The sequence below is a fragment of the Brevibacillus sp. FSL K6-2834 genome (assembly GCF_038592925.1).
GTDB lineage: Bacteria > Bacillota > Bacilli > Brevibacillales > Brevibacillaceae > Brevibacillus > Brevibacillus borstelensis.
Genome location: NZ_CP151945.1, coordinates 4,245,262 through 4,268,925, shown reverse-complemented (window position 1 = coordinate 4,268,925; position 23,664 = coordinate 4,245,262). Strand labels below are relative to the sequence as shown.

The window sequence follows — 23,664 nt, the reverse complement described above, 5'->3', positions numbered from 1 at the left end:
CTAAGGAGGTTTTTACAGGATGCTATCCGTTTCATTTTTCGATATTGTCAAAGCGCACAAGGATTTGCAGGGCCAAGTGACGAAGACGCCGCTGCTGCGTTCGGACGCTCTGTCCGGGGCAGCAGGCGCGGACGTGTGGCTCAAGCTGGAATGCTTGCAAAAAACAGGCTCGTTCAAAGTCAGGGGAGCGCTGAACAAAATCGCTTCCCTGAGCGAAGCAGAGCTGGCCAAAGGCGTTATCACCGCTTCTGCGGGAAACCATGCGCAGGGCGTAGCCTATGCCGCGTCCCTGAAAGGCGTATCCGCCCTGATCGTCGTGCCAAAGACGGCTCCGGAGACGAAAAAGGCCGGAATCAAGAAGTACGGAGCGGAACTGATCGTTCACGGAGACAACTACGATGAAGCAGAGGCGCATGCATACCAGCTAGCGGAGGAAACGGGCAGAACCTTCGTGCACGCATTTGAAGACGACCAAATCATCGCCGGTCAAGGGACGGTCGGACTGGAAGCGCTGCTGGAGGAGCCCGATTTCGATACGATCATCGTTCCGGCTGGCGGCGGAGGCCTGATCTGCGGGATCGCGACCGCAGCCAAGGCGATCAATCCCGCGGTGAAGGTGATCGGAATCCAGACCCATGCGTCGCCGCCGTGGTACTATTCGTTCCGGGAAGGACGCCTGGTCGATGTGGAGTACAGCGACTCGCTTGCTGACGGCCTGCACGGCGGCATTACCCAGGGCAACCTGGATCTGGCGCTGAAGATCGTGGACGACATACTCCTCGTCGAAGAAGAGCACGTCGCACAGGCCATGCACTGGCTGGCAAAAGAGCATCACCTGATGGTCGAAGGCTCGGGCGCAGTCGGCGTCGCAGCCCTGCTGCAAGGGGCCGTTTCGGGCATCGCGGGCAAAAAAGTGCTGACGATCGTCAGCGGCAGCAATGTGGACGCAGGCAAGCTGGCAAAGCTGATCGCGAGGTACGAATAGGATGACGCGGATTCGGTCCATCGACATTTACGCGATTGCGCTGCCGTTGATCCGCCCGTTTATCATCGCCTACGATACGTTCCGCGAGATGCCGACGATCCTGGTCCGGCTGGAGACAGACGAGGGAGTCGTAGGATACGGCGAGGCTACGCCGGACGAGCATGTGACAGGGGAGACCTACTGGAGCACAATCGAGGTCATCAAGCATCATCTGGGTCCGGCTGTGCTTGGAGAAAACCCGTTTTCCATCGAGCGGATTCACGACAGGATGAACCAGAAGGCAAAGGGAGTCCCGGCGGCCAAGGCAGCGATTGACATCGCCTGCCACGACCTGATGGGCAAGCTGGCGGGCCAGCCGCTCTACCGTTTGCTGGGCGGCCCTTCTCACGACGAGCTGGTCATTCCTTATGTCATGAGCATTCAGCCGCCGGAGGTCATGGCCCAAGAGGCCCAAGCGGCTGTCGCCGAAGGGTACGGAACCTTGAAGCTGAAGGTCGGGACGGACGTCGCCTCAGATGTTGCCCGGGTGCAGGCCGTACGCCAAGCAGTCGGGCCCGATATCAGGCTCCGGGTCGACGTCAACCAGGGCTGGGGGTACGCCGCCGAGACCTTGCAGGCGCTGAAGCATATGGAGGCGTTGGGCATCGACTGGATCGAGCAGCCGGTTCACGCCGACGACCTGGACGGCATGGCCGATATTCGCCGAAAGACGGCGATCCCCGTGATGGTTGACGAAGGACTTTTGGGAGACAAGGAGATGCGGCAGATCACCCAGAAAAATGCCGCAGACTGGATCAACATCAAGCTGATGAAATGCGGCGGTTTGTACCCGGCAGTGCGATTGAACCACCAGGCGGAAATGGCGGGAATCCGCGTGCAGATCGGTTCGATGGTGGAGTCGGCCGTCGCCACCGCGGCGGGAGCGCATCTTTCGCTGGCAAAGAAGAATATCTGGTCCAACGAGATGGTCGGCCCCCGGATGTTTGCCAAAGACGTGGCGGATTTCCCCGTTTTCGGCGACCGCATCCGGCTTGGCGAATCACCGGGGCTGGGAATAGCAGTAAACGAAGAGACTGTTGCGTCTTTGATGCGCATTCACGTGAAATTGGCATAGCATAAATGGGCTCCATCGGGTACACTTTGGGGAATAAGGAATGAGCGTTTGACGCCTTCCAATTCGGACAAAGCGAGTGTAGACGATGGAGCTTCGTAATTTAAGGACCTTTCAGGTCGTCGCCGAACATTTGAATTTGACCAAGGCAGCCGAGCATCTGGGCTACAGCCAGCCGACCATTACCCTGCAAATCAAGGCGCTGGAGAGGGAGCTGGGCCATTCGCTGTTGAACCGGGTGGGAAAGAAAACATTCCTCACCCCGGCAGGCAAGGTGGTCAGGCAGTATACGGAGCAGTTGTTTTCCGTCATGCAGCTGATGGAAGAAGAGCTGAACCACCTGAACAACCCCTTTGGCAATCTGGTTGTCGCCGCTCCTGAATTTTACTGCACCCAGTACATGCCCCACATGCTGAAGTCATATCTGGAAATGCATCCGCAGGTGAATCTGCAGGTCATTTCCTGCAGCAGCCAGGAGGCGCTGCGCAGGGTGAACAACCATGAAGCCGACATCGGCATCATCGCCGGAACATGCGATCTTTCGGATATTTATGCAAGTGTGGTGGATCTGGAGGAGTTCGCGCTGGTCGCTACGCCGGAAATGATTGCCGGGCGCAGCTTCTCCGAGGTGCTGGAGCAGTATCCGTTCCTGTCCTACCAGGAGGGCTGCAACCTCGACGGGTTTATCAGCCAGTGCCTGGCGGAGATCAACTACTCTCCCCAATCCGTCATCAAGTGCACGAGCGAAGAGACGATCAAGCGGTCGGTGCTCAATCACACAGGGGTCGCCTTTCTCAGTACCGCGCTCATCCAGGCGGAGCTGCGTTCCGGAGCGGTAGAGGAGCTGCACCGTTTTTCCCGGCGTGCCGAGACGTCGATTATTTGCCTGAAGCGGCGAAAGGACGAGGCGGCGATTGAGACCTTCGCCGAGCTGGTGACCGATGTGTGGCAAAGCGTTCGGGAAAATCAGTAGGGCTTCGTATAACGTAAAAGAGCATCTCATCCAGAGATGCTCTTTTCAGCGTCTTTGGGAGTGGGTTTTGGGGCGGGGCAAGGTAAGATCAGGTCAGGTAAGGTAAGCTAAGCTAAGTTAAGCTAAGCTAAGTTAAGCTAAGCTAAGCTAAGCTAAGCACTGACAGCTAGCCTGTTTTACCGTAGTCCATCGAGAAAATCCCGCACTGCCCGATAGAAGCCATTCGGGTCATCAGAGTGGACACCGTGACCGCATTCTTCAAAAACTTCAAGCTTTGTATTGGGCCTGCGGGAAACCATAAGCTTGGCCTGATGAATATCCATGACAAAGCTTTTTTTTCCGTGAATAAGCAAAATGGGGCAAGTAGAGGACAGCCAGTCTTCCCACCAGACACCATTTATGTTTTGTGTAGAAATATTCATCCCTCTTAAGTCGGAGCGAAATCCCCAGCCCTGTTCATCCTCAAACACGCTTTCCGAAAAGTAATCAATGGCTCTAACCCCTGCGCGCTCCAATGATGCTCTCAGTTCCTCCAGTGAAGCGGAACGGCTGGGGAGCTTTTCGGCAAAGGACATGTCGGCATTGATCTCGACACCGATGTCTTCCACAATAACGGCTCTGACGAGTTCAGGATAACGTGCAGCAAATTGATAGCCGTTTACTCCGCCTAAAGAATGCCCCAGTATGGTGACAGGCTGTCCGCCAAGCTCCGTGTCAATAAGGCTAAAAATATCATTCAGGTAGCTTTCTCTGGAGTAATCCAGATCGGGAGAGTGCTCACTCCAGCCATGTCCGCGTTGGTCCAAACCGATCACCCGCCAACCCTCGATTTTGGAGGCGAAGTCTGAGTAGGTTCTGGCATCGTTCATATGTCCGTGCAGCATCAGTAAAATTTCTTCACCCTCACCCCCGAAATCAAGGTATGAGAGCTTCATCTTTCCCGATTGAAAGTATTTTCTTGTTGGCAATCGATTGTCTTTTGCAAAAAGCATGTCCTTTCCTCCCTTTCCCTTCCGAATTGAACAAAATTTGATGGCAAGCCAACTGTAACGGATAATAGTGACAACTTTTGTCATGATTTAAAAATTTGTGTACAGCTATTTGGCATATCGCTTGACTCTGCTTGATAACGAGAAATGTGCGATAACGTAAGAGCTCTTCCCTGCGATCCAAGGAGCTGTTTTTGTCCCTACCGTCATATACATCTAAAGAGTTTGACTATTCAGCCTATAACAGGTATAATTTGGATAACTTTGTTAGTTAAATTAACTAACTCTTTGGTGGTGAATGGCAAAGCGTGCGTTCTTCAAAAAGAACAGGCAGCAGCAAGCTTGTCAAAAAGTGGAACAAGGAAGAGATATTGCAGCAGGTCATTTTGCATGGACAAATTTCCCGCGCCGACCTTTCCAAGGAGACGCAGCTCAGCCGTCCGTGTGTGTCGGCCCTCGTCGATGAAATGATTCAGGAAGGCCTCCTGCACGAGGTAGGCATGGGAGATTCGCGCGGCGGCCGCAAGCCGATTTTGCTCGAGTACAACTATCAGGCATACGCGATTGCCGGGGCTGTGTTCGAAGGCTCCACGCTGGATATGGCAGTAGCTGATCTGAAAGGACGGTTTTTGGGGCGTTATCAGAAGCGGCTGTCACAGCCTGGAAACGGGGAGCTGGTGATCGAGGATTTGGCCCAAGGGCTGGAGCGGCTGCTGGAGGAAAGCAGTCTTCCCGCTGACCGGCTGCTCGGGATCGGTGTCGGCCTGCCCGGCGTTACCCAGCGCGGGAGCGGTACGGTCAGCTTTTCGCCCAGCACAGGCTGGATGGGCTCGCCAATCCAGAAGACCATCGAGGAGCGCCTCGGGCTGCCTGTCATCATCGACAACGACGTAAACATGATGACCCTGGGTGAGTACGTCCGCGGCGTCGGGGTCGGCCACAGCACGGTCGTCTACATGTATGTAGGCACCGGGATCGGCTCCGGCATCATCCTGGACGGACAGTTTTACCGTGGGAGCCGGGAAGCGGCAGGGGAGATCGGCTTCATGATGATCGGTCCCGCCAATTCCAGAAAGGACGGAGCGTCGGGTGTTTTCGAGACGCATTATTCCGCTCCCGGCATCGCATGCAAGGCCAAGGGATTTCTCTCTGACCTTCAGGAAGGGTCGAGTGTCATAAAAGAGCTGATTCGGTACGCCGAGAAAGGACACGAGGAAGCCGTCCGACTTCTGGACGAAGTGTACCTCAACTGGGCATACGGAATAGCCAATATTGTCAGCATCCTGAACCCGGAGCTGTTGATCCTGAGCGGGGAGATGGTCCATATCGATGATAAAGGGGTGAAGCGGATTTCCGATTGGCTAAGTGAGTGGGTGCCCGTAGCGCCTCGTCTGGAAAAGGCTGCTCTTGGCGAACAGGCGGGCTTGATCGGTGCCGTCCACAGCGTTTTAGAGGCGTTCCCGTCCACGAGACTGCTGGACAGGTAACAGAAAAAAAGGGGGAGTTTGTTTTGAAACAGTCCAACAGCACACTGAAAAAATGGATGCGAGGCGTGTTTGCCAGCTCGCTGGCCCTGACGGTTGCGGCGTGCTCCGGCGGCGGACAGGAGGCGAAGCCGGCAGACAGCAACAATACTGGCGGGCAGCCGTCCGGCGAAGCGAAGCCTGCCGAACCGGAAGGCGACCAGAAGCTGATCATTTACACCGCACGCGACAAGAACATCTTCGAAATCGTCCTGCCCAAGTTCAATGAAAAGTATCCGAATATCGAAGTGGAGACGCTGGAGATGGGAGCGCAGCAGATTCTGGAACGCGTACGCGCCGAAAAAGCCAATCCGCAGGCCGATTTCTGGTGGGGCGGCACGCAGTCCGCTCTGAGCACGGCGGCGGATGAGGGCTTGCTGGAACCTTACAAGCCGACGTTTGCCGACAAGATTCCGGATTTGTACAAGGACCCGCAGGATCGCTGGTATGGAGAAATGCTGCTGCCGGAGGTCATCATGTACAACTCCGAGGCGCTCAAGCCGGAGGAAGTTCCGCAAGACTGGGATGAGCTGATCGATCCCAAGTACAAGGATAAAATCGTAATCCGCAACGTTCTGCCATCGGGAACGATGAGGACCATCTACTCTGCCATGATCTACCGACAAGGACCAGACACCCCGGAAAAAGGCTACGAGTGGCTTAAAAAGCTTGACGCCAACACCAAGGAATACACCCAGGACCCGACCAACCTCTACCTCAAGCTGGACCGCCAGGAAGGCGTCATCTCTCTGTGGAATCTGCAAGACGTACTGATTCAGAGCAAACAGAACAACCATCCATACGACTTCGTCTATCCAAAGAGCGGGGCACCGATCCTCGTAGACGGCGTCGGCTTGATCAAAGGCGCGAAAAACGCGGACGCGGCCAAGAAGTTTTACGAATTCCTGTTCAGTCCGGAAATTGCCGCCCAGCTTGCCAAGGAGCGCTTCCAGTTCCCGTCCCGCACGGACATCAACAAGGACGATCTGCCTGACTTCATGAAAAACCTCGAGCTGAAGCCGCTGGAGCTGGATTGGAAGGTCATGGCGGAAAAAGAAAAAGAATGGATGCAGCATTGGGACGAAAACATCAAAGGAAAAGGAAAGAAGTAACCGGTTTCACGGACAGCGACCAGACGGGGAGGCACACAAGTCGCTCCGTCTGGCTCTTGCATAGAGGTGGTCTTTATGCGATCACTTCCGGACCGGGCCCATTTTTTTTAGGGAGGACACCTGATGAGCAGCGTAACACTGGATCACGTACACAAGCGATTTGGAAAGGCCAAAGGGGTAGAAGATGTCCACATTCATATCGAATCAGGAGAATTCTTCACGTTTTTGGGCCCCAGCGGCTGCGGGAAGACGACTACCCTCAGAATGATCGCCGGCTTTTACTACCCGACGGAAGGGCGCATCTCGTTCGGCAGCCAGGATGTGACGATGCTGCCGCCCAACAAGCGCAATACCGGGATGGTTTTCCAAAACTACGCCCTGTTTCCGCATATGACGGTGTTTGAAAATATTGCCTTTGGCTTGCAGGTTCGAAAAATGGCGAAAGCCGACATCAAAGAACGCGTGGAGAGGATCATGAAGCTGGTCCGTCTCGATGGGTACGGAGAACGCCGGATCGACCAATTGTCCGGCGGACAGCAGCAGCGTGTTGCTCTCGCCCGTGCCCTCGTCATCGAGCCGCAAATCCTGCTGCTCGACGAACCGCTGTCCAACCTGGACGCGAAGCTGCGGGAAGAGACCCGTTATGAAATCAAGCGCCTGCAAATGGAGCTGGGCATCACCACCATTTACGTGACGCACGACCAGGCGGAGGCGATGTCGATGTCAGACCGCATCATGGTCATGAACAGCGGAGTGATGCAGCAGATCGGCACGCCGCACGAGATCTACCACCGGCCGGTGAACCGCTTCGTCGCGTCCTTTATCGGCGAAACCAATCTGTGGGAAGCGACAGTGACAGGAATTGAGGGCCAAAACGTCTATGTGCAGGTGACGCCCGACATCTCCCTGTGCGGCTCCTTGCAGCAGGCATCCCCGCAGGTTCGTTTGGCGGTCGGAGAAAAGGTAGCGCTTTCGATTCGTCCCGAAGCGGTTCGGGAAAGTGCGGGAGCGGACGGTGAGAACGTGGTGAGAGGAACCGTGGCGCTTGCCGAGTTTACCGGTGCATGCGTCAACTACGTGACCAGCGTCGGACCCCACCAGTTGAGGAGCATGTTTATCAATGAAGGAAGCGCTGTCAAACAGCCCGGGGAGGCCATTTCCCTGCACATTCCAAAGAACAGCATCTATTTTGCCGGATAAGGAGGAAAAGCGATGAGAGCAGAACTGCAGCCAGGATCGGCACCCGCAAGGCGAATGTCGTTTACCTCTTCGCCGGCATTTGTGTATGTACTGGTTTCGCCGCTGTTTTTGATCTTGCTGGCGTATGTCATTTACCCGCTCTGGGAAACGTTTGTCGCCAGCGTCCACATCGATGGCGAGACGACGTGGAAAAACTACGTCCGCTTCTTCAGTCTGGAGCATACGGCCAATCTGGAGGCGTTGTGGACCAGCATTTATATATCCGTCCTGAGCGTCATCAGTTGCGGAATTGTCGGAGTGACGATGGCTTTTTTGCTGGAGCGCTACGAATTTCCGGGGCGAAAAATCCTATCGGTGCTTGCCTTGGTGCCGATGGCCCTGCCGCCGCTGATCGGGGTGCTCTCGTTTACGTTTTTGTACGGTGAGAGCGGCATTTTCCCACGGGCGTTCAAGGAATTGTTCGGCCTGGCCCAAGTGCCGTTTTCCTTGAAAGGGATCTGGGGTGTTGTCGTCGTTCACACCTTTACGATGTACACGTATTTCTTCATGACCGCGTCGGCGGCGATCAAGGGGCTTGACCCGTCTCTGGAGGAAGCAGCCGCAAGCCTTGGGGCAGGGCGTTTTACCGTTTGGCGGAGAGTCATTTTGCCGATGCTCACCCCTGCGCTGGTCGCCTCGTCCCTGCTGGTGTTCATGATTTCGATGGCGTCCTACACGGCCCCGCTCATCTTCGGAATCGACCGGACGATGACGATGCAAATTTATCTCTCCCGAACGAATGGAGACCTGGACATGGCGGCGGCGCAATCGACGATTTTGTCGATCGTGTCGGTAGCCTTCCTCCTGTTGATGCGCTGGTATCAGGGAGCGCGGAATTATCAAAACCAGAGCAAGGGCGTCAGCGTGCACAGAACGGAAATCAAAAGCAAGACAGGCCGCTATATCTCGATCGTGCTGGCTTTTATCGGCATCGTCATCCTGATGCTGCCCATTTTGGTGCTCGTTTTGATTTCCTTCTCCGTGGACGGCACGTGGACGGTCCAGATATTGCCGCCAAAGTATACGGTGGATCATTATCTCGACTTGTTTACCGACAAGAAAACCTGGCGTCCGATCATGAACAGCTTGGAGCTGAGCGCGATTGCCACAATCGGGATCGTCCTGTTCGGGGTGGCGGCAGCCTATGCGATGGTAAGGCTGCGTTTTCGCGGAAAGACATTGCTGGACGTCCTGATTATGCTGCCCTGGGCACTGCCTGGGACGGTCGTGGCGGTCAACCTGATCGCAGCCTTCAGCGAGCCGACCGTGTTCAGCTTCAACCAGGTGTTGATCGGCACCTTCTGGATTATCCCGCTTGCCTACTTTGTCCGCCATCTGCCGCTCGTGTTCCGTTCGACGTCGGCTACGCTGATGCAGATGGACCCGTCTGTCGAAGAGGCGGCGCGAAACCTGGGGGCTACGTGGTGGTACAGCTTCCGGCGGGTTGTCTTTCCGATGGCGTTCGGCGGGATACTGGCCGGTACCTTGCTCGCGTTTGTCCAGTGTATCGGCGAGTTCGTGGCATCTATTCTGATCTTTACCCCGCGGACAACGCCTCTTTCCGTGGCGATTTTCCAAAAGATGTACTCCTTTGAATTCGGTACGGCATGTGCATACGGCGTCTTGCAAATCGTCGTGATCATCATCGTGCTGTTCGTCTCCAGAAAACTGACCGGCGACAAGGCGGGAACGGCGGTTTAAACAGGCAAGATGCCTAGCAAGTCCGCCGTCAACTGTTGGCGCTTTGATTACTCGTGCATTTCCGTTTTGCTTCTATGGGTCAATCCGTGGCGACAGCATGAACTCCCCTGCATGAAGGCCATGATTGATAATGCAGGAATTTCCTGCAGATAGATCATCTTACAGAGGAAATGGAGGAGGGTTCATTGAAAAAGGGGACTTTTGCCAAGCTGTTTTCCGTCACTACAGCCGTCGCGCTGGCCGGCAGTCTCGTCCTGCCGCTGGCGCCCCAGACCGCTCATGCCGACCGCGGTGTCGTCGACCTGTGGAAAGCGATCAAGCCGCTGACCACGATTGCCAGCGCCATGAACACAGGCGCGCATCCCGACGACGAGCACAGCGCAATGCTGGCGTACCTGTCGCTGGGCAAGGGAGTGGACACGTCCAGCATCATCGCCAATCGCGGCGAAGGCGGACAGAACGAGATCGGCAGCGAGCTGGGCAATGCGCTCGGCATCATCCGCACGAGGGAGCTGCAGGAGGCGTCCAAGGTCACCAATGTGACGCTGGGCATCCTCAGCGAACAGATTGATGATCCCGTCTACGATTTCGGCTTCTCCAAAAGCCCGGACGAGACCCTTTCCAAATGGGGAGAAGAGGAGGTCTATGAACGGCTGATCCGGAAAATCCGGGAGCTGAGACCTGACGTAGTCATTCCCGCTTTCCTGAACGAGCCGTCTACGCACGGACATCATCGCGCCATCAATGTCATCACGGTCAGAGCGTTTGAGGACGCAGCCGACCCGAGCGTGTTTCCCGAGCATCTGGCCCAGGGGCTTTCGCCGTGGCAGGTCAAAAAGCTGTACGTCCCGGCGTCGGCAAAGGACTATGACGTCAGAGTGCCTGTAGGCGAGTATGACGAGATTTACGGAGCCTCGTATCTGCAACTGGGCGAGGAATCCCGGTTTATGCACAAGAGCCAGGGGATGGGGCGGCACTATGATGAAGGCCCGAGCTACAATTACTACAAGCTGGAAAAGTCGGTCGTCCCGGAGAATACAGGGAACACAGCAAAGGAAAAAGAACCCGATTTCTTTGAAGGCATTGCCTATACATTTGACGATCTTGCCGAGGAAGTGAAGAAAGCCGCAGGCGGTGGCAAGCTGGCAGCGGAGCTGTCCGCGCTGCAAAAGGATGCCGACCGGGTGATCGCCGCCTATCCGAGCTTCGCCAGGGTGGCAGAAGAAGTCCACGCGATGCTGGCCGACGTCAGGAAAACAAAGGCGGTTGTGGAGGCATCCGGTCTGGAGCGTGCAGTGAAGCAGGATGTGCTGCATCGGCTGGAGGTAAAAGAAAACCAGCTCAGCAAAGCGAGTGCGGAAGCGTTGTCGCTCGTAGCCAAGGTGCGCCCGGAGACGGGCGAGCTGGTCGCGGGACAGACGGCCAAAGTAACCGTAACGGCTTATAATGGCGGCCAGGTGAAATGGAGTCAGGTGAAGCTGAGCTTGCATGTCCCGGAAGGATGGAAGGCGCGGGCAACAGGTCCGACCAGCGTAAACGGTCTCGGATATAACCAGACGGCAAAAGCCGAATTCGAGGTGACGGTGCCAAGCAACGCGTCTTTGTTCCAGCCGTATCAAGAGCCTTTGATCACGGCGGATGTTGCGGTCACTGCCTTTGAAACGGCTTCTGTCACTCACGTCGTTCCTGCTGACGCGGTGGCCGTGCTGCCCGGCTTTGCCCTGTCGGTCAGCCCGGGCGCGACCGTGCTGAATACGCTCAAGCCGGAAGAGCCGATCTCGGTCAAGGTGACAGTCAAAAACTACAATCCGGGAGCAGCCAATTCCGCCATTTCGCTGGAGCTGCCGGATGGCTGGTCTGCTGAACCGAAGTCCGTGCCTGTTTCCTTCGCGGCCAAAGGTGAGACCAAATCGGCAGCGTTTACGGTGAAGCCGGGATCTTCGGTAAAGCCGGGCCAATACAAGGTAACGGCTGTCGCCCGCGGAAACGGAAAGGAAAGCCGCCAAGGCGCCCAGGTGATCCGCTATCCGCATATCGGCACCACATACTTTGTCCAACCGGCAGAGGTTGCGATCCAGGCCTTTGATCTGAACGTGCCGGAGGGCTTGAAGGTCGGGTACGTCTCCAGCGGCTTTGACAACATCGACCAATACTTGCGCCAAGTCGGGGTGGACGTCGTTTCGCTCAGCGCCAAAGACATCGAATCGGGCGATCTGAGTCAGTACGATTCGATCGTGCTGGGCATCCGCGCCTACGGATTCCGGCCGGAGCTGATTCCGAGCAATGCCCGCCTGCTCAAATACGTGGAGGACGGAGGCAACCTGGTGGTGCAGTACCACAAGCCGGAAGACAAATGGAAGCCGGAGCTGGCGCCGTATCCGATCACCATCGGGACGCCGCTGATCCAATGGCGCGTGACGGACGAGAATTCCAAAGTGACGATGCTGGCGCCTGAGCATCCGATCTTCAACACGCCCAACAAAATCACGGACGAAGACTGGAATCATTGGATTCAGGACCGTTCCGCCTACAATCCGTCCAAATGGGCGAAGGAATATGTGGAGCTGATCAAAAACGGCGATCCGGGCGAGAAGGAGTTTACCGGTACGTTCCTCACCGCCACATACGGAAAAGGGACGTATACGTACAGCTCGCTCGTCTGGTACCGTGAAATACCTGCGCTGGTGCCGGGGGCGATCCGGCTGTTTGTCAACATGGCCAGTCTGAAGCAATAAATATACAGCAAGCGATCGCAAAGAAAATGCGGGATACCCGACGCAGACAAGAAAGGCGAGAGAAGCGGGAGGCTGCCGTTTGCCGGCTGTCCTCCCTGTTTCCAGCCTTGGGGAAGCTTTAACCGAAGAACGTATATCCTCTAAAAAATAAAGAAATGGCCGGAAGGAGAAACACCGATGGATACCAAAGAACGGATCTTTCAGCAGGAGGGGGACCACTTCCCTGGAAAGACGTATGTCGAAGCAGTATTGGAGCCAGCCTTTACGGAAGCCAAAACCCATCTTTTGACGCCGATGATGGCGATCAACAAGGCCCATCTCATCATGCTTCGCGAGCAGGAGCTGATCACGGATGGAGAGGCCAAACAGATCGCCCGTTCGCTGCGCGGCATCGATCTGGAAGAGCTGCGTCGCTCCTCGTACACGGGACAATTTGAGGATTTGTTCTTTCAGGTGGAGAGCAAGCTTCTGGAGCTGGCGGGTGACGTCGCGGGCAATCTGCATCTGGCCCGCAGCCGCAATGACATGGGTGTCACCATTTATCGCATGGTACTGCGCGAGAAATTGCTGGTGACACTATCGTCAGCTATCGCCCTGAAAGAGCAATTGCTCCGGTTTGCAGATGAACACGCGGAAACGGTCATGATCGGGTATACGCATACACAGCAGGCTCAGCCGACGACCATGGCCCACTATATCATGGCCGTGGTCGATTCGCTGACGCGGGATATCCGCAGGCTGATCAGCGCGTATCGGACCTGCAACCGCAGCCCGATGGGGGCGGCAGCACTGACGACGTCCGGTTTCCCGATCAGCCGGGAGCGGGTGATGAAGCTGCTGGCCTTTGACGAGCTGGTAGAGAATGCATACGATGCGATCGGAGGCGCCGACTATTTGGGTGAAGTCGCTACGGCTGTGCAGCTGGCATCGATCAACCTGGGACGTACCGTTCAGGATATGCTGCAGTGGTGTACACAGGAGTTTGCCGTATTGAAAGTGGCAAGCCCCTATGTACAGATCAGTTCGATCATGCCGCAGAAGCGAAATCCCGTCTCTTTCGAACACATGCGGTCCCTGCTGTCGTCGGCGGCTGGCAACGCCAGTACCGTTTTGACGATGATGCACAACACTCCGTTCGGCGACATCGTCGATACGGAGGACGACATGCAGCCGTACGCATGGCGCAGCCTGTCTGTCCTCGATCAGATGTACCGGCTGATGGCCTGCGTGGTAGGGACGATGGACGTCAACAAACAGGGCTTGCTGGAGCGGGCCAAGGGCAGCTTTGCCACGGTAACGGAGCTGGCTGATACCCTTGTTCGGACGGACCGCCTGTCTTTCCGCACCTCCCACCACATCGTCAGCAGAGTGGTAAAAGAAGCGATGGCACGCGGACTTCGGGCCGATGAGATCGGGCTCGATCTCGTTCAGGAGGCGGCACAGGCCGTTATCGGAAGAAACATGAGTCTGACCGAGCAAGAGCTCAGGCAGGCGCTTGATCCCGTTCATTTTGTGGCGATCCGCAAGCTACCCGGGGGTCCCAGCCCAGATGAAATGAGACGCATGATCACCCATCGCAAGCAAGAAGGCCAAACCGACTCGGCCTGGCTTGCAGCGGAGAAGGAAACAGTTCGGCAAGCTATGAGCTATCTTGATCAGATCACGTCCGAATGGAGTGAAGCATGATGACCGTGACACGCATTCCCCTCTTGGCCGTAGACGGCGGGGGAACAAAGTGTCTGGCCGTATTGGTTGACGACTCGCAACAGATCGTGGCTACGGGTCGTGCGGGCTCCTGCAACTACCAGGGGATTGGCAAAGAGCTGGCAGCCCGGGAGCTGGAGGCGGCGATACGGGCAGCGCTGCAGGAAGCCGGAGTCCGGCAGGAGACAGCGAGCGCAGACGAACCTCCATCGACTCGCCGCTCCAGCGATCGCCAGACTCGGGAGAACAGCCCTGCGCTTGGGAAGGAAACGCTGGAAATTGAATGCGCGGTGTTTGGACTGGCCGGACTGGATACCGAATACGACCGGCGCGTGATTACGGAAATGGTGGTTGCCGTCTTGCAAAAGCTGCAAGTACATGTGCGCCATTTGCTGGTGGAAAACGACGGCTTCGCCGCCCTTTTGGGGGCCACAAACGGGGAGCCGGGAATTCTCGTCATTGCTGGTACCGGTTCGATCGCCTTCGGTGTCAACAAGGCTGGCGAAACGGCCCGATCAGGCGGTTGGGGCCATCGGGTCGGAGACGAAGGGAGCGGCTACTGGATCGGCAAACAGGCCGTTACGGCTGTGCTGAGGGCAGCGGATGGACGCGGAAGCCAGACTGTACTGACAGACCTGCTGCTGCCGCATATCGGTCTTGCTCACGTAGAAGAGCTGTTTAACTGGACATACGGTTCGGAATACTCCGTCGACAAGCTCGGGGAGCTCTCTCTTCTCGTCAGCCAGGCAGCCGACCGTGGAGACTCTGTTGCCCTCGGCATTTTGGAGAGGGCGGGAGAAGAGCTGTTTCTTGCGGCCAAAGCAGTGATGGAGCGGCTGGGCATGGGCAGAGAGCCGTTCAAAATGATCCTTCAGGGAGGCGTCTTGCAAAACGATGAGCGGGTCCGTTCGATCGTCATGCAGCGAATCCGCTCGGCGGCTCCCCAGGTTGTGATCGACAAGGCTCAAAACGAACCTATTTACGGTGTAATCGCCAAAGGATTGGCATATCTCAAAGGGAGAACCGAGAGACATTGAGGTGAAAAGCATGAAACGATGGATGTTTGTGTTTCCCCATCCCGACGACGAATCTTTTGCATGTGCCGGAACATTGGCAAGGTGCCGGGACGCTGGACATGAAACGTGTCTCGTTTGCGTCACGTCCGGCTGCAAGGGGCGTCCTGGTCCGTTTCCCATCAACTGCCGGGAAGAGCTGGCCCGGCATCGGGAGCAGGAGCTTGCGCGTGCAGCCGACGTTTTGGGGATCGGAAAGCTGGAGCTACTCCGTTATCCGGATGGCGGATTGTCAGCAGTGGAGCCGGAAGAGCTTGCAGAGCGCATTTGCCAGTTGATCGTGGATTGGAAACCAAACGTGGTAGTCACGTTTCCGCCGGACGGCGTGACCGGGCATCCCGATCATATCGCCGCCTCCAATGCTACCGTTGCCGCAGTGGAACGGGCGGAACAGCAACTGCAAAACGGGGAATACCCCTCGCTCTATTTCGTATCCATTCCGCATTACTACGACCATTGCCCCGACAAGGGACCGAGGCCGGCCGTCCCCATTACAGGAAAGGTGGACATCACGCTATACCGTGAACAAAAAGCGGAAGCGCTGCGTGCGCATCAAAGCCAGGAATACTCGGTCAATCGGGCTTATCCGGGCGTAATGAACGGAGACAGCAGCGTAATCGGTTGTTACGAATACTATACACTGGTACGAGAGAGAGGCAGGGCCGTCACTCCGGTTTCCCCCGAGAAAGAGATTCCCTTGATCCACCTGTAGACTTATACTAAGGGAAAACAAATTGGTGAAGGGGGAGCGGGCTAATGAAGACGATTGGATTGATCGGCGGGATGAGCTGGGAGTCCTCCGCGGTGTATTATCGTTTGCTGAATGAGGCCGTAAAGGCGGAAAGAGGAAATTTGCATTCTGCCAAATGCCTGCTGTTCTCCGTTGATTTCGCAGAAATTGCGCATTTGCAGCATCAGGGAGAATGGGCGGAACTGGGCCGGGAAATGGTGCGTGCAGCCCAAAGACTGGAGGCCGCCGGTGCCGATATGATTGTGCTTTGCACAAATACGATGCACAAGGTCGCGGAGAAGATCGAGACACTCGTCCCGCTTCCCTTTATCCATATCGCTGACGCTACGGCTCACTCCATCAAGGCTGCCGGTTTAACGAGAGTGGGCCTGCTTGCCACCCGTTTTACGATGGAAGAGGAGTTTTACACGGGAAGGCTGAGGGACAAGCACGGCTTGGACGTGCTCATTCCTTCTGCGGAGGAACGGGAAGCCGTGCATGAAATTATTTACACGGAGCTATGCCAGGGAGTAATCCGGGAAGAGTCGAAAGGCAGGTATCTGGAAATAATCCGACGCCTGATCGAGCAGGGGGCCGAGGGAATCATCCTGGGCTGCACGGAAATCGGCCTTTTGATCGGGCAGCAAGACTGTGCCGTGCCCGTTTTTGACACCACCCGGATTCACGCGGAAGCCGCTGTCCGCTACGCTCTCGGGGACGATGCCGAATAAAAAGGAGGGGATGACGCAATCCCCTCCTTTTTTGTGGCAGCCGATTATGGAGAGTCCGCGTTTTCGACCTGTTCGAAAAGCGGCTAAGGCTTTGCTGACCTTATCCGGCAGCTTATGTAACCGATTTGGAGTGTTTTTTGGTATGGGCGATCGCTGTCTGGATATAGGCAGTCAACGTATCGATAAACGTTCGGGCTGCAAATCCCATGTATCTGTCCGAACGATGGACGATACAGATGTCCTGGCAAGGCGTCGGATCCAGAAGCGAGATGATCGCGATCTCTTTTCGGTTGAGATTTTCCAGCAGCAGTCGGGGCAGTACGCATGCACCGATCCCCTGCTCCACCAGTGTGAGCAGAGAGGACAGGGTGGTCGTTTCGATATGCGGCTGCAGACGGAAACCTTCCTGGAGACAATAACGGCTGATCACTTGCCTGACTTGATGATCCGGGGGAAACATCACCATTTTCAAGTGCTGCAGCCCGGCAAAGGGGATCGCTTTTTCCTTGGCGAGCGGGTGGTCTGCACGGATAGCCAAGGCAAATTCTTCGTGAAATAACGGCAGCACGGTCATTCGTTCAGCGGGGGGAGGCGTGGTCGTGACGCCAATGTCGATAGTGCCGCTGATGACCTGCTCCAAAACCTTCGTGGATTCGATGACGGATAAAGACAATTGCGGGTAGGTTCGGTGGAATTCCACAAGCAGAGCATCAAAGAGAAGATCCGCATCTCCGGGCAGAACCCCGATCGTGAGCGTTCCGCCTTGCACATTTTTCATTTCGGCAATGGCGTCGCGGGCATAGGCAAGATGGGAAAAAACATGGCGGCTTTGTTCCAGCAACACTTTGCCTGCTTCTGTCATCGCGATTCTTTTACCCATGCGATCAAAGAGCGGGACGCCTAACTCGCTCTCCAAAAGCTTGATCTGTTGGCTGAGATTGGACTGTGTGGTGCAAAGCTTCTCGGATGCCCTGGAAAAATGCATCTCCTCGCAAACAGCGATAAAGTACTCCAATTGTCGCAGCTCCATGTATCCCTCTCCCCGCAGTTATCATCACTTTCAGTAATCATTATAATCGGAAACTGGCGATTGTAGAGTTTTTTTGAAAAGGGTACAGTTGTTTTGACAGGAAGCACACAGTCAATAACGGAGAATGAATGGAGGAATGGTCTTATGTCTCAAAACATTGTCAACACCGCAAAATCTGTTCGGCAAATCGTCCTGCACCAGGTTCAATCCATCCCCGAGGAGCTGTTCGATGCTCAACCTCCACAGTTTACCAATACGATCAGATGGAATGTCGGCCATATCGTCTTTTGCCTGGAATCCTTTCTCTCCCTGGGCTTCCCGGACACCTCGCGCCTTCCGGAGTCGTATGCTGCCTTGTTCAATACGGGGACGAAGCCGTCCGATTGGACCGCTGAGCCTCCAACAAAAGAAGAGCTTGTCGAGCACTTGTCCGAGCAGCTTGCCCGCATCGCAGAGATAGCCCCCGGCAAGCTCGAGGAACCGCTGAAGTCGCCGGTGGAAATGGGACCGCTCCGTTTTACGACAGTCGGCGAGGTCGTGAACTTTGCCATCGTCCATGAAGCGATGCATTCCTCAACCATTTCCAGCTTGCTGAAAGTCGTGCAATACGGGAAATAAACGCAAGAAAACGCTTGGATGGTCTCCAAGCGTTTTTCCATGTCATGTTCATATGCTTCTATAACGAATGGACGTGTTGCCTAGACCTCGGAAGCATGGATCTGTTGCTTTAAATCCGCCATCCGCTTTTTTCCCCATTCATACATCATCTCGACGATCGGCAGCAGCGTCATGCCGAGCTCAGTCATGGAGTACTCGACCTTCGGGGGAACTTCCGGGTAAACCTCTCTATGAACGATCCCGTCTTCCATCAGCTCGCGGAGTTGATTGGTCAACATTTTATGGGATATTTTCGGAAACAGCCTCTGGAGGTCGCTAAACCGATGCGGCCCCTCAACACCCAAGTGCCACAAAATGACGACCTTCCATTTTCCGCTGATGATGGACAGTGTAAGCTCCTTTTCACAATTGAAATCGCCATTTTTGAGCTTTTCCTGAATTTCTTTTCGCAATTTGTCTGACATCGCTTCCTACGCCTCCTTCTCCAATAGTAACATTTTTGTAACCATCGAACAAAAAAGTGCATGCTTCCCGCCATGGGTAAATGACGATAGGATGAGAGTATCTTTTGAACACTTGTTCACGATCAAGGAGGACATTATATCATGGCGAAAAAAGCATTGCTTATCATACCACCAGACCGTTTCAACGAGGATGAGCTGTTCAGACCGAAAGAAGAACTGCAAAAAGCCGGTATCGAAGTGACCGTTGCCAGTACAAAAACGGGTGTGATCACAGGAGACAACGCGGGAAAAGCGGAAGCCGAGGTCATCTTCTCGGAAGTGTCGGCAAGCGACTATGATGTCGTAGCGGTGATTGGCGGTTCCGGAACCATCGACCATCTGTGGGGAAACCAGGAGCTGATCAGCTATTTGAAACAAGCGTATGACCAGAACATTCTCGTTTCCGGCATCTGCGCAGGTTCGGTAGTGGTCGCAAAGACAGGCTTGCTTTCCGGGCGCAAAGGTACGTGCTACCCTGTTGACGTGATGATCTCCGAGCTGGCTGCAAACAACGTAGAGTACGTAGCCGAGCACGTTGTGGCACACAAAGACGTGATTACGAGCGACGGTCCAGACGGAGCTGTGGAATTTGGACAAAGCCTGGTGAAAGCATTGGCCTAAGCTGGCTAGTCCAGGTTTGTGTCGAAATCCGGTTAAAAACGTAAAGACTGTCTCCCGAAAACCAGATAAGGCAGCAAGCTATCGGCCAGCTTCAAACATGTTTGTGCATGTTTGGGGCTGGTCTTTCTTTAATTGGTCAACTAAGTTACAATAAAAAACAACAAAAACAAAGTAAAAACAATTTCTTAATACTTGATTCACACGTGATTTACAAACAGCCCGTATCATGAGAGGTGATGAAAGGTTCTGAAAAGAGAGGGAGAGGTTCATATGAAGCGTTGGTTCCATCCTTTGCTTGCGTCCTTGTTGCTGCTTCCTGTCGCCGCAGGTTGCGGACAGGCTTCAGGGACACAAACACAATCACAGCAATCCACAGTCTCTGCAGGAGGTGCAGCATCAGGCTCATCCGAGCTCACCGTCTACACGGCGTTAGAAGATGACCAGATCAAGTCGTATCTGGAATCCTTCAAGCAGAAGCACCCGGAGACAAAAATCAATATCGCCCGCGATTCTACCGGCGTAATTACCGCCAAGCTCCTGGCGGAAAAAGACAATCCGCAGGCTGACGTGATCTGGGGAGTAGCGGCTACCAGTCTGCTGGTGCTGGATCAGCATGGCATGCTGGAAGGGTACTCGCCGAAAGGAATCGAGCGGGTCGCTCCCGAGTTCAAAGACACGCAGGAGCCGGCCCATTGGGTAGGCATAGATGCCTGGGAGACTGCGTTTGCTGTGAATACGGTTGAGCTGGCGAAGAAGAACCTCCCCATTCCGCAGTCCTACGAAGACCTGATCAGGCCGGAGTACAAGGGAATGATCGTCATGCCCAATCCGGCATCGTCGGGCACCGGCTACCTGACTGTTTCCGCTTTGCTCCAATTGAAGGGCGAGGAAGAAGGCTGGGCCTATCTGGACAAATTGCATGAAAACATGGCTGTCTATACCCACTCCGGCTCCAAGCCGGCAAAAATGGCTGCTTCCGGCGAGTACCCGATCGGCATTTCGTTTGGCTACCGCTCCATTACCGAAAAGCAAAAGGGAGCGCCGGTCGAAGTCGTCTTCCCGAAAGAGGGCTCGGGCTGGGATGTGGAAGCAAACGCCCTGGTGAAAAAGCAAACGATCAAACCGGCAGCAAAGCAATTTCTGGACTGGGCGATTTCTGATGAAGCGATGAAGGAGTACAACAAGAACTTTGCCATCGTCAGCGTCAAAGGGGCAAGCAGCCAGATTCCGGAGGGCTATACGGTCGATCCGCTGCAGCAATTGATCAAAAACGACCTGAAAAAATCGGCTGAGAACCGCGACAAGGTGCTGGCTGAGTGGGAGAAGCGTTTCAACCAAAAAAGCGAGCCTGCGAACTAAGAGGAGTGCGAACATGACACAATCCTATTTATCCATCCAGGGCGTGAGCAAGCGTTTTGGATTGTACACCGCGCTCGAGCATGTTTCCTTTGCCATCAGCCAGCACGAATTTATTTGCCTGCTCGGCCCCAGCGGCTGCGGAAAATCAACGCTGCTTCGGATTCTGGCCGGACTGGAGCAGCCGACGACAGGCCGCATCGTACTGCACGGACAAGATATTACCACCCGCCCCCCTGCGGAGCGGGGAATCGCGATGATGTTTCAATCCTATGCCTTGTTCCCGAACCTGACCGTTGCCGAGAACATCGCTTTTGGCTTGCGGGAGAAAAAGTGGCCGCGGACCGCTATCAAGGAAAAGGTGGCGGAGGTACTGGCGATGGTCGATCTGGAGCAGGCGGCAGACAAATATCCGGCCCAGCTCTCCGGCGGTCAGCAGCAGCGAGTGGCTTTAGCGCGGGCCATTGCGCTCGCGCCCGACGTCCTGCTGCTGGACGAGCCGTTGTCCGCGCTGGACGCCAAGGTCCGTCAAAAGCTCCGCCGCGAGATTCGGCGTCTTCATGAAGAAACAGGCATGACTACGATCATGGTTACCCACGATCAGGATGAAGCTTTGACCATGGCCGATAAAATTGTCGTGATGGACCACGGGGAGGTGGTTCAGATCGGGACGCCGGAAGATGTGTACAATCGGCCGGGCAGCCCGTTTGTCGCCGATTTCATCGGAGCGATCAACTTTTTTGAGGGAACCCGTTTTGTCGGTCATCTCCCGGATGCAAACGCGCTTTTGGCGATTCGTCCCGAGCATGTTCGTCTGCTGGATCACGAGACGGAGTGCGGTATCCCTGCCGTCGTCGAAAGCGTAGAGTTCCGCGGTTCGTTTTACCGCTTGTTTTTGCAAGTGCAGGATGAGCAGGAAGCAACAATTCCTCTTCGCCTGACGATTGATTTGCCTGCCGCATCGGCGCAGCGAATGAGAGTAAAGCGTGATCAAAAGGTACTGCTGGAGCTTCCCCTGGAAAAGCTGCTGGTATTTGAACGGGACGCTTGGAAGGGCGCAGGGTGAGGAAAATGGGGATATGGCTGCACGCAAAAAGGGAAGCGGACAAGGCCAAGCAGGAGGGGACCCGTGAAGACCTGCGCATGGATGTGGACAGCAGCGCCCGCAATAGCGCCAGCAAGGAAACGATCTTCGATGCGGGGAGCCAGGGGAAAGCGATAAAGAGGGGCGGGATCGACAAAGCCTGGCAAAAGGGCGTCCTTGCCTTGCTCGTTATGGTCCTGGGGGTCGTTGTGCTGTGGCCCTTGCTGACATTGTTTGTCCGAGCCTTTTGGGACGAACAGGGACGCTTTGCAGGCCTTTCCAATTTCATCGCCTATTTTTCCACGCCGTCGCTCGTCCAGTCTTTTACCAATACGCTGTACATCTCATGCATGACGACGATTTTGGCGGTTGCGCTCGCTTTTTTGTTTGCCTACGCCTTGACACGCACCAGGATGAAGGGCAAGGCGTGGTTTCGTTCCATTGCTCTCTTGCCGCTGTTTGCCCCGACGATGATGCACGGGATCGGGCTTACCTATCTCTTTGGCAATCAAGGGTTGATCACGACCGGAATTTTCGGGCTGCTGCCGTTTTCCTGGGATATGGAGCTGTACGGTGCCACCGGGATCGTGCTCGCGGAAATCGTCTACGTGTTTCCGCAAGCCTACCTGATTTTGGCCGTCTCGCTGGCCTTTGCCGACTACCGCCTGTACGAGGCGGCCGATACCCTCGGAGCGCGAGGCTGGCGAAAGTTTTGGACAGTTACCATCCCCGGCGTCAAATACGGCTTGATCAGCTCGGCTTTTGTTTCGTTTACACTGTCATTCACCGATTTTGGGGCGCCCAAAGTCGTAGGCGGGCAGTATTCCGTATTGGCGACAGATGTGTACAAACAGGTGATCGGCCAGCAAAACATGACGATGGGAGCGACCGTCGGCCTTTTGTTGATCGCGCCTGCCCTGCTGGCCTTTGTCGTGGACCGGATCGTGCAGCGAAAGCAAAACGCTGCTGTCACGTCCAAGTCGCTGCCCTATCAGATCAAGGAAAACAAGCTTCGTGACACGCTATTCTTTCTCTATTGCCTGGGAGTCACCAGTCTGCTGCTGCTCTTGATGGGAGCGGTCGTCCTGGCGTCGTTTATCAAGGTATGGCCGTATAACCTGACCTTTACTCTCGGCCATTACGACTTCTCGCAGGCAGCGGGAGCGGGGATGGAAACTTTGTACAACAGTGTGAAAATCGCCCTCTGGACGGCCTGGATCGGGACAGTCTTCACCTTTGTCGCGGCTTACGTCCTGGAGAAAATGCAGGTATGGAACGGGCTTCGCCAGGCAGGCTACTTTTTGTCCGTGCTGCCGCTCGCTTTGCCGGGCCTGGTCATTGGGCTTGCGTACATTTTCTTTTTCAACAATCCGGCGAATCCTTTGCACAGTATGTACGGAACGATCTGGATACTGGTGCTGGCCAATGTCGTTCACTTTTTCTCCGTGGCCTTCATTACGGCCACGACTGCACTGAAAAAGCTGGACCCGGAATTTGAAGCGGCTGCGGAATCGATGGGAATTCCCCAGTACAAAACATTTTGGCGAGTCACTGTGCCGCTGTGCCTGCCCGCTATCATCGAGATGGCTGTCTACTTTTTTATAAATGCGATGGTCACGATCTCGGCGGTGGTCTTCCTCTACGCGGCAGACTTCAAGCTGGCCTCCGTGGCGATCGTCAATATGGACGATGCCGGAGACGTTGCCCCGGCTGCGGCCATGTCCGTTCTGATCGTCGTGATCAATATCATTGCCCGCGGCTGCGCAGAGTGGATTTCGTTTCTTTTGAAAAAGCGGACAAACAAATGGCAGGAAAGATAACGTGTAAAAACATGCTGTCCACAAAG

At 55.3% G+C, this 23,664-nt stretch carries 20 protein-coding genes; 17 read left to right on the top strand and 3 right to left on the bottom strand.

The window, feature by feature from the left end:
* Window positions 1-19 precede the first annotated feature (19 nt).
* The 3 genes from NST96_RS21075 to NST96_RS21065 all read left to right on the top strand — a co-directional run bounded on the left by NST96_RS21075 (window position 20) and on the right by NST96_RS21065 (window position 3,069).
* Complete coding sequence (locus NST96_RS21075) at window positions 20-985, top strand: threonine/serine dehydratase (protein ID WP_003388906.1); 966 nt, start codon at window positions 20-22, stop codon at window positions 983-985.
* A 1-nt stretch (window position 986) separates the two neighbouring features.
* Window positions 987-2,099 carry a dipeptide epimerase gene (locus NST96_RS21070; RefSeq protein WP_171506424.1) on the top strand — a complete coding sequence of 371 codons (1,113 nt, stop codon included), beginning with the start codon at window positions 987-989 and terminating at the stop codon, window positions 2,097-2,099.
* Window positions 2,100-2,184: 85 nt separating this feature from the next.
* On the top strand, window positions 2,185-3,069 hold the full coding sequence (locus NST96_RS21065; RefSeq protein WP_003388908.1) for a LysR family transcriptional regulator: 885 nt from the start codon (window positions 2,185-2,187) through the stop codon (window positions 3,067-3,069).
* A 176-nt stretch (window positions 3,070-3,245) separates the two neighbouring features.
* On the opposite strand, the gene NST96_RS21060 is transcribed toward NST96_RS21065, so the two are convergent.
* Window positions 3,246-4,061 carry an alpha/beta hydrolase gene (locus NST96_RS21060; protein WP_024983898.1) on the bottom strand — a complete coding sequence of 272 codons (816 nt, stop codon included), beginning with the start codon at window positions 4,059-4,061 and terminating at the stop codon, window positions 3,246-3,248.
* A gap of 305 nt (window positions 4,062-4,366) precedes the next feature.
* Between NST96_RS21060 and NST96_RS21055 the strand changes: the two genes are divergently transcribed.
* From NST96_RS21055 to NST96_RS21015, 9 genes are all read left to right on the top strand, one after another.
* Window positions 4,367-5,545: an ROK family transcriptional regulator gene (locus NST96_RS21055; RefSeq protein ID WP_003388910.1), complete on the top strand. Its 1,179-nt coding sequence runs from the start codon at window positions 4,367-4,369 to the stop codon at window positions 5,543-5,545.
* A gap of 23 nt (window positions 5,546-5,568) precedes the next feature.
* On the top strand, window positions 5,569-6,693 hold the full coding sequence (locus tag NST96_RS21050) for an extracellular solute-binding protein (RefSeq protein WP_024983899.1): 1,125 nt from the start codon (window positions 5,569-5,571) through the stop codon (window positions 6,691-6,693).
* 123 nt (window positions 6,694-6,816) lie between these two features.
* Complete coding sequence (locus NST96_RS21045; protein ID WP_342404470.1) at window positions 6,817-7,893, top strand: ABC transporter ATP-binding protein; 1,077 nt, start codon at window positions 6,817-6,819, stop codon at window positions 7,891-7,893.
* Between the two features lie 12 nt (window positions 7,894-7,905).
* Window positions 7,906-9,633, top strand: coding sequence for an iron ABC transporter permease (locus tag NST96_RS21040; RefSeq protein ID WP_003388914.1), 1,728 nt, complete (start codon window positions 7,906-7,908; stop codon window positions 9,631-9,633).
* Between the two features lie 185 nt (window positions 9,634-9,818).
* Entirely contained in the window at window positions 9,819-12,368 is a 2,550-nt protein-coding gene (locus tag NST96_RS21035) for an NEW3 domain-containing protein (RefSeq protein WP_327925775.1), read from the top strand.
* A gap of 177 nt (window positions 12,369-12,545) precedes the next feature.
* Window positions 12,546-14,054 carry an argininosuccinate lyase gene (gene argH / locus NST96_RS21030; RefSeq protein WP_003388917.1) on the top strand — a complete coding sequence of 503 codons (1,509 nt, stop codon included), beginning with the start codon at window positions 12,546-12,548 and terminating at the stop codon, window positions 14,052-14,054.
* A complete protein-coding gene (locus tag NST96_RS21025; RefSeq protein ID WP_122957877.1) occupies window positions 14,054-15,109 on the top strand; it encodes a BadF/BadG/BcrA/BcrD ATPase family protein in 1,056 nt (351 codons plus the stop codon). The genes argH and NST96_RS21025 overlap by 1 nt, the downstream gene beginning before the upstream one ends.
* A 10-nt stretch (window positions 15,110-15,119) precedes the next feature.
* A complete protein-coding gene (locus NST96_RS21020; protein WP_024983902.1) occupies window positions 15,120-15,857 on the top strand; it encodes a PIG-L deacetylase family protein in 738 nt (245 codons plus the stop codon).
* A 44-nt stretch (window positions 15,858-15,901) separates the two neighbouring features.
* Entirely contained in the window at window positions 15,902-16,606 is a 705-nt protein-coding gene (locus NST96_RS21015; protein ID WP_024983903.1) for an aspartate/glutamate racemase family protein, read from the top strand.
* A gap of 112 nt (window positions 16,607-16,718) precedes the next feature.
* Here the strand turns inward: NST96_RS21015 and NST96_RS21010 are convergent, their stop codons facing one another.
* Window positions 16,719-17,636 carry a LysR family transcriptional regulator gene (locus NST96_RS21010; protein WP_024983904.1) on the bottom strand — a complete coding sequence of 306 codons (918 nt, stop codon included), beginning with the start codon at window positions 17,634-17,636 and terminating at the stop codon, window positions 16,719-16,721.
* A gap of 144 nt (window positions 17,637-17,780) precedes the next feature.
* Here NST96_RS21010 and NST96_RS21005 point away from each other — a divergent pair, with 144 nt between their 5' ends.
* Window positions 17,781-18,254, top strand: a complete 474-nt coding sequence (locus NST96_RS21005) for a DinB family protein (RefSeq protein WP_003388922.1) — start codon at window positions 17,781-17,783, stop codon at window positions 18,252-18,254.
* Between the two features lie 80 nt (window positions 18,255-18,334).
* On the opposite strand, the gene NST96_RS21000 is transcribed toward NST96_RS21005, so the two are convergent.
* Entirely contained in the window at window positions 18,335-18,718 is a 384-nt protein-coding gene (locus NST96_RS21000; RefSeq protein WP_003388923.1) for a helix-turn-helix domain-containing protein, read from the bottom strand.
* 141 nt (window positions 18,719-18,859) lie between these two features.
* Here NST96_RS21000 and NST96_RS20995 point away from each other — a divergent pair, with 141 nt between their 5' ends.
* The 4 genes from NST96_RS20995 to NST96_RS20980 all read left to right on the top strand — a co-directional run bounded on the left by NST96_RS20995 (window position 18,860) and on the right by NST96_RS20980 (window position 23,638).
* On the top strand, window positions 18,860-19,378 hold the full coding sequence (locus NST96_RS20995; protein ID WP_003388924.1) for a DJ-1/PfpI family protein: 519 nt from the start codon (window positions 18,860-18,862) through the stop codon (window positions 19,376-19,378).
* A gap of 270 nt (window positions 19,379-19,648) precedes the next feature.
* A complete protein-coding gene (locus NST96_RS20990) occupies window positions 19,649-20,737 on the top strand; it encodes a putative 2-aminoethylphosphonate ABC transporter substrate-binding protein (protein WP_342404462.1) in 1,089 nt (362 codons plus the stop codon).
* A gap of 13 nt (window positions 20,738-20,750) precedes the next feature.
* Window positions 20,751-21,800, top strand: coding sequence for an ATP-binding cassette domain-containing protein (locus NST96_RS20985; RefSeq protein WP_340701496.1), 1,050 nt, complete (start codon window positions 20,751-20,753; stop codon window positions 21,798-21,800).
* Between the two features lie 5 nt (window positions 21,801-21,805).
* On the top strand, window positions 21,806-23,638 hold the full coding sequence (locus tag NST96_RS20980) for a putative 2-aminoethylphosphonate ABC transporter permease subunit (protein ID WP_340701495.1): 1,833 nt from the start codon (window positions 21,806-21,808) through the stop codon (window positions 23,636-23,638).
* Window positions 23,639-23,664: the final 26 nt, after the last annotated feature.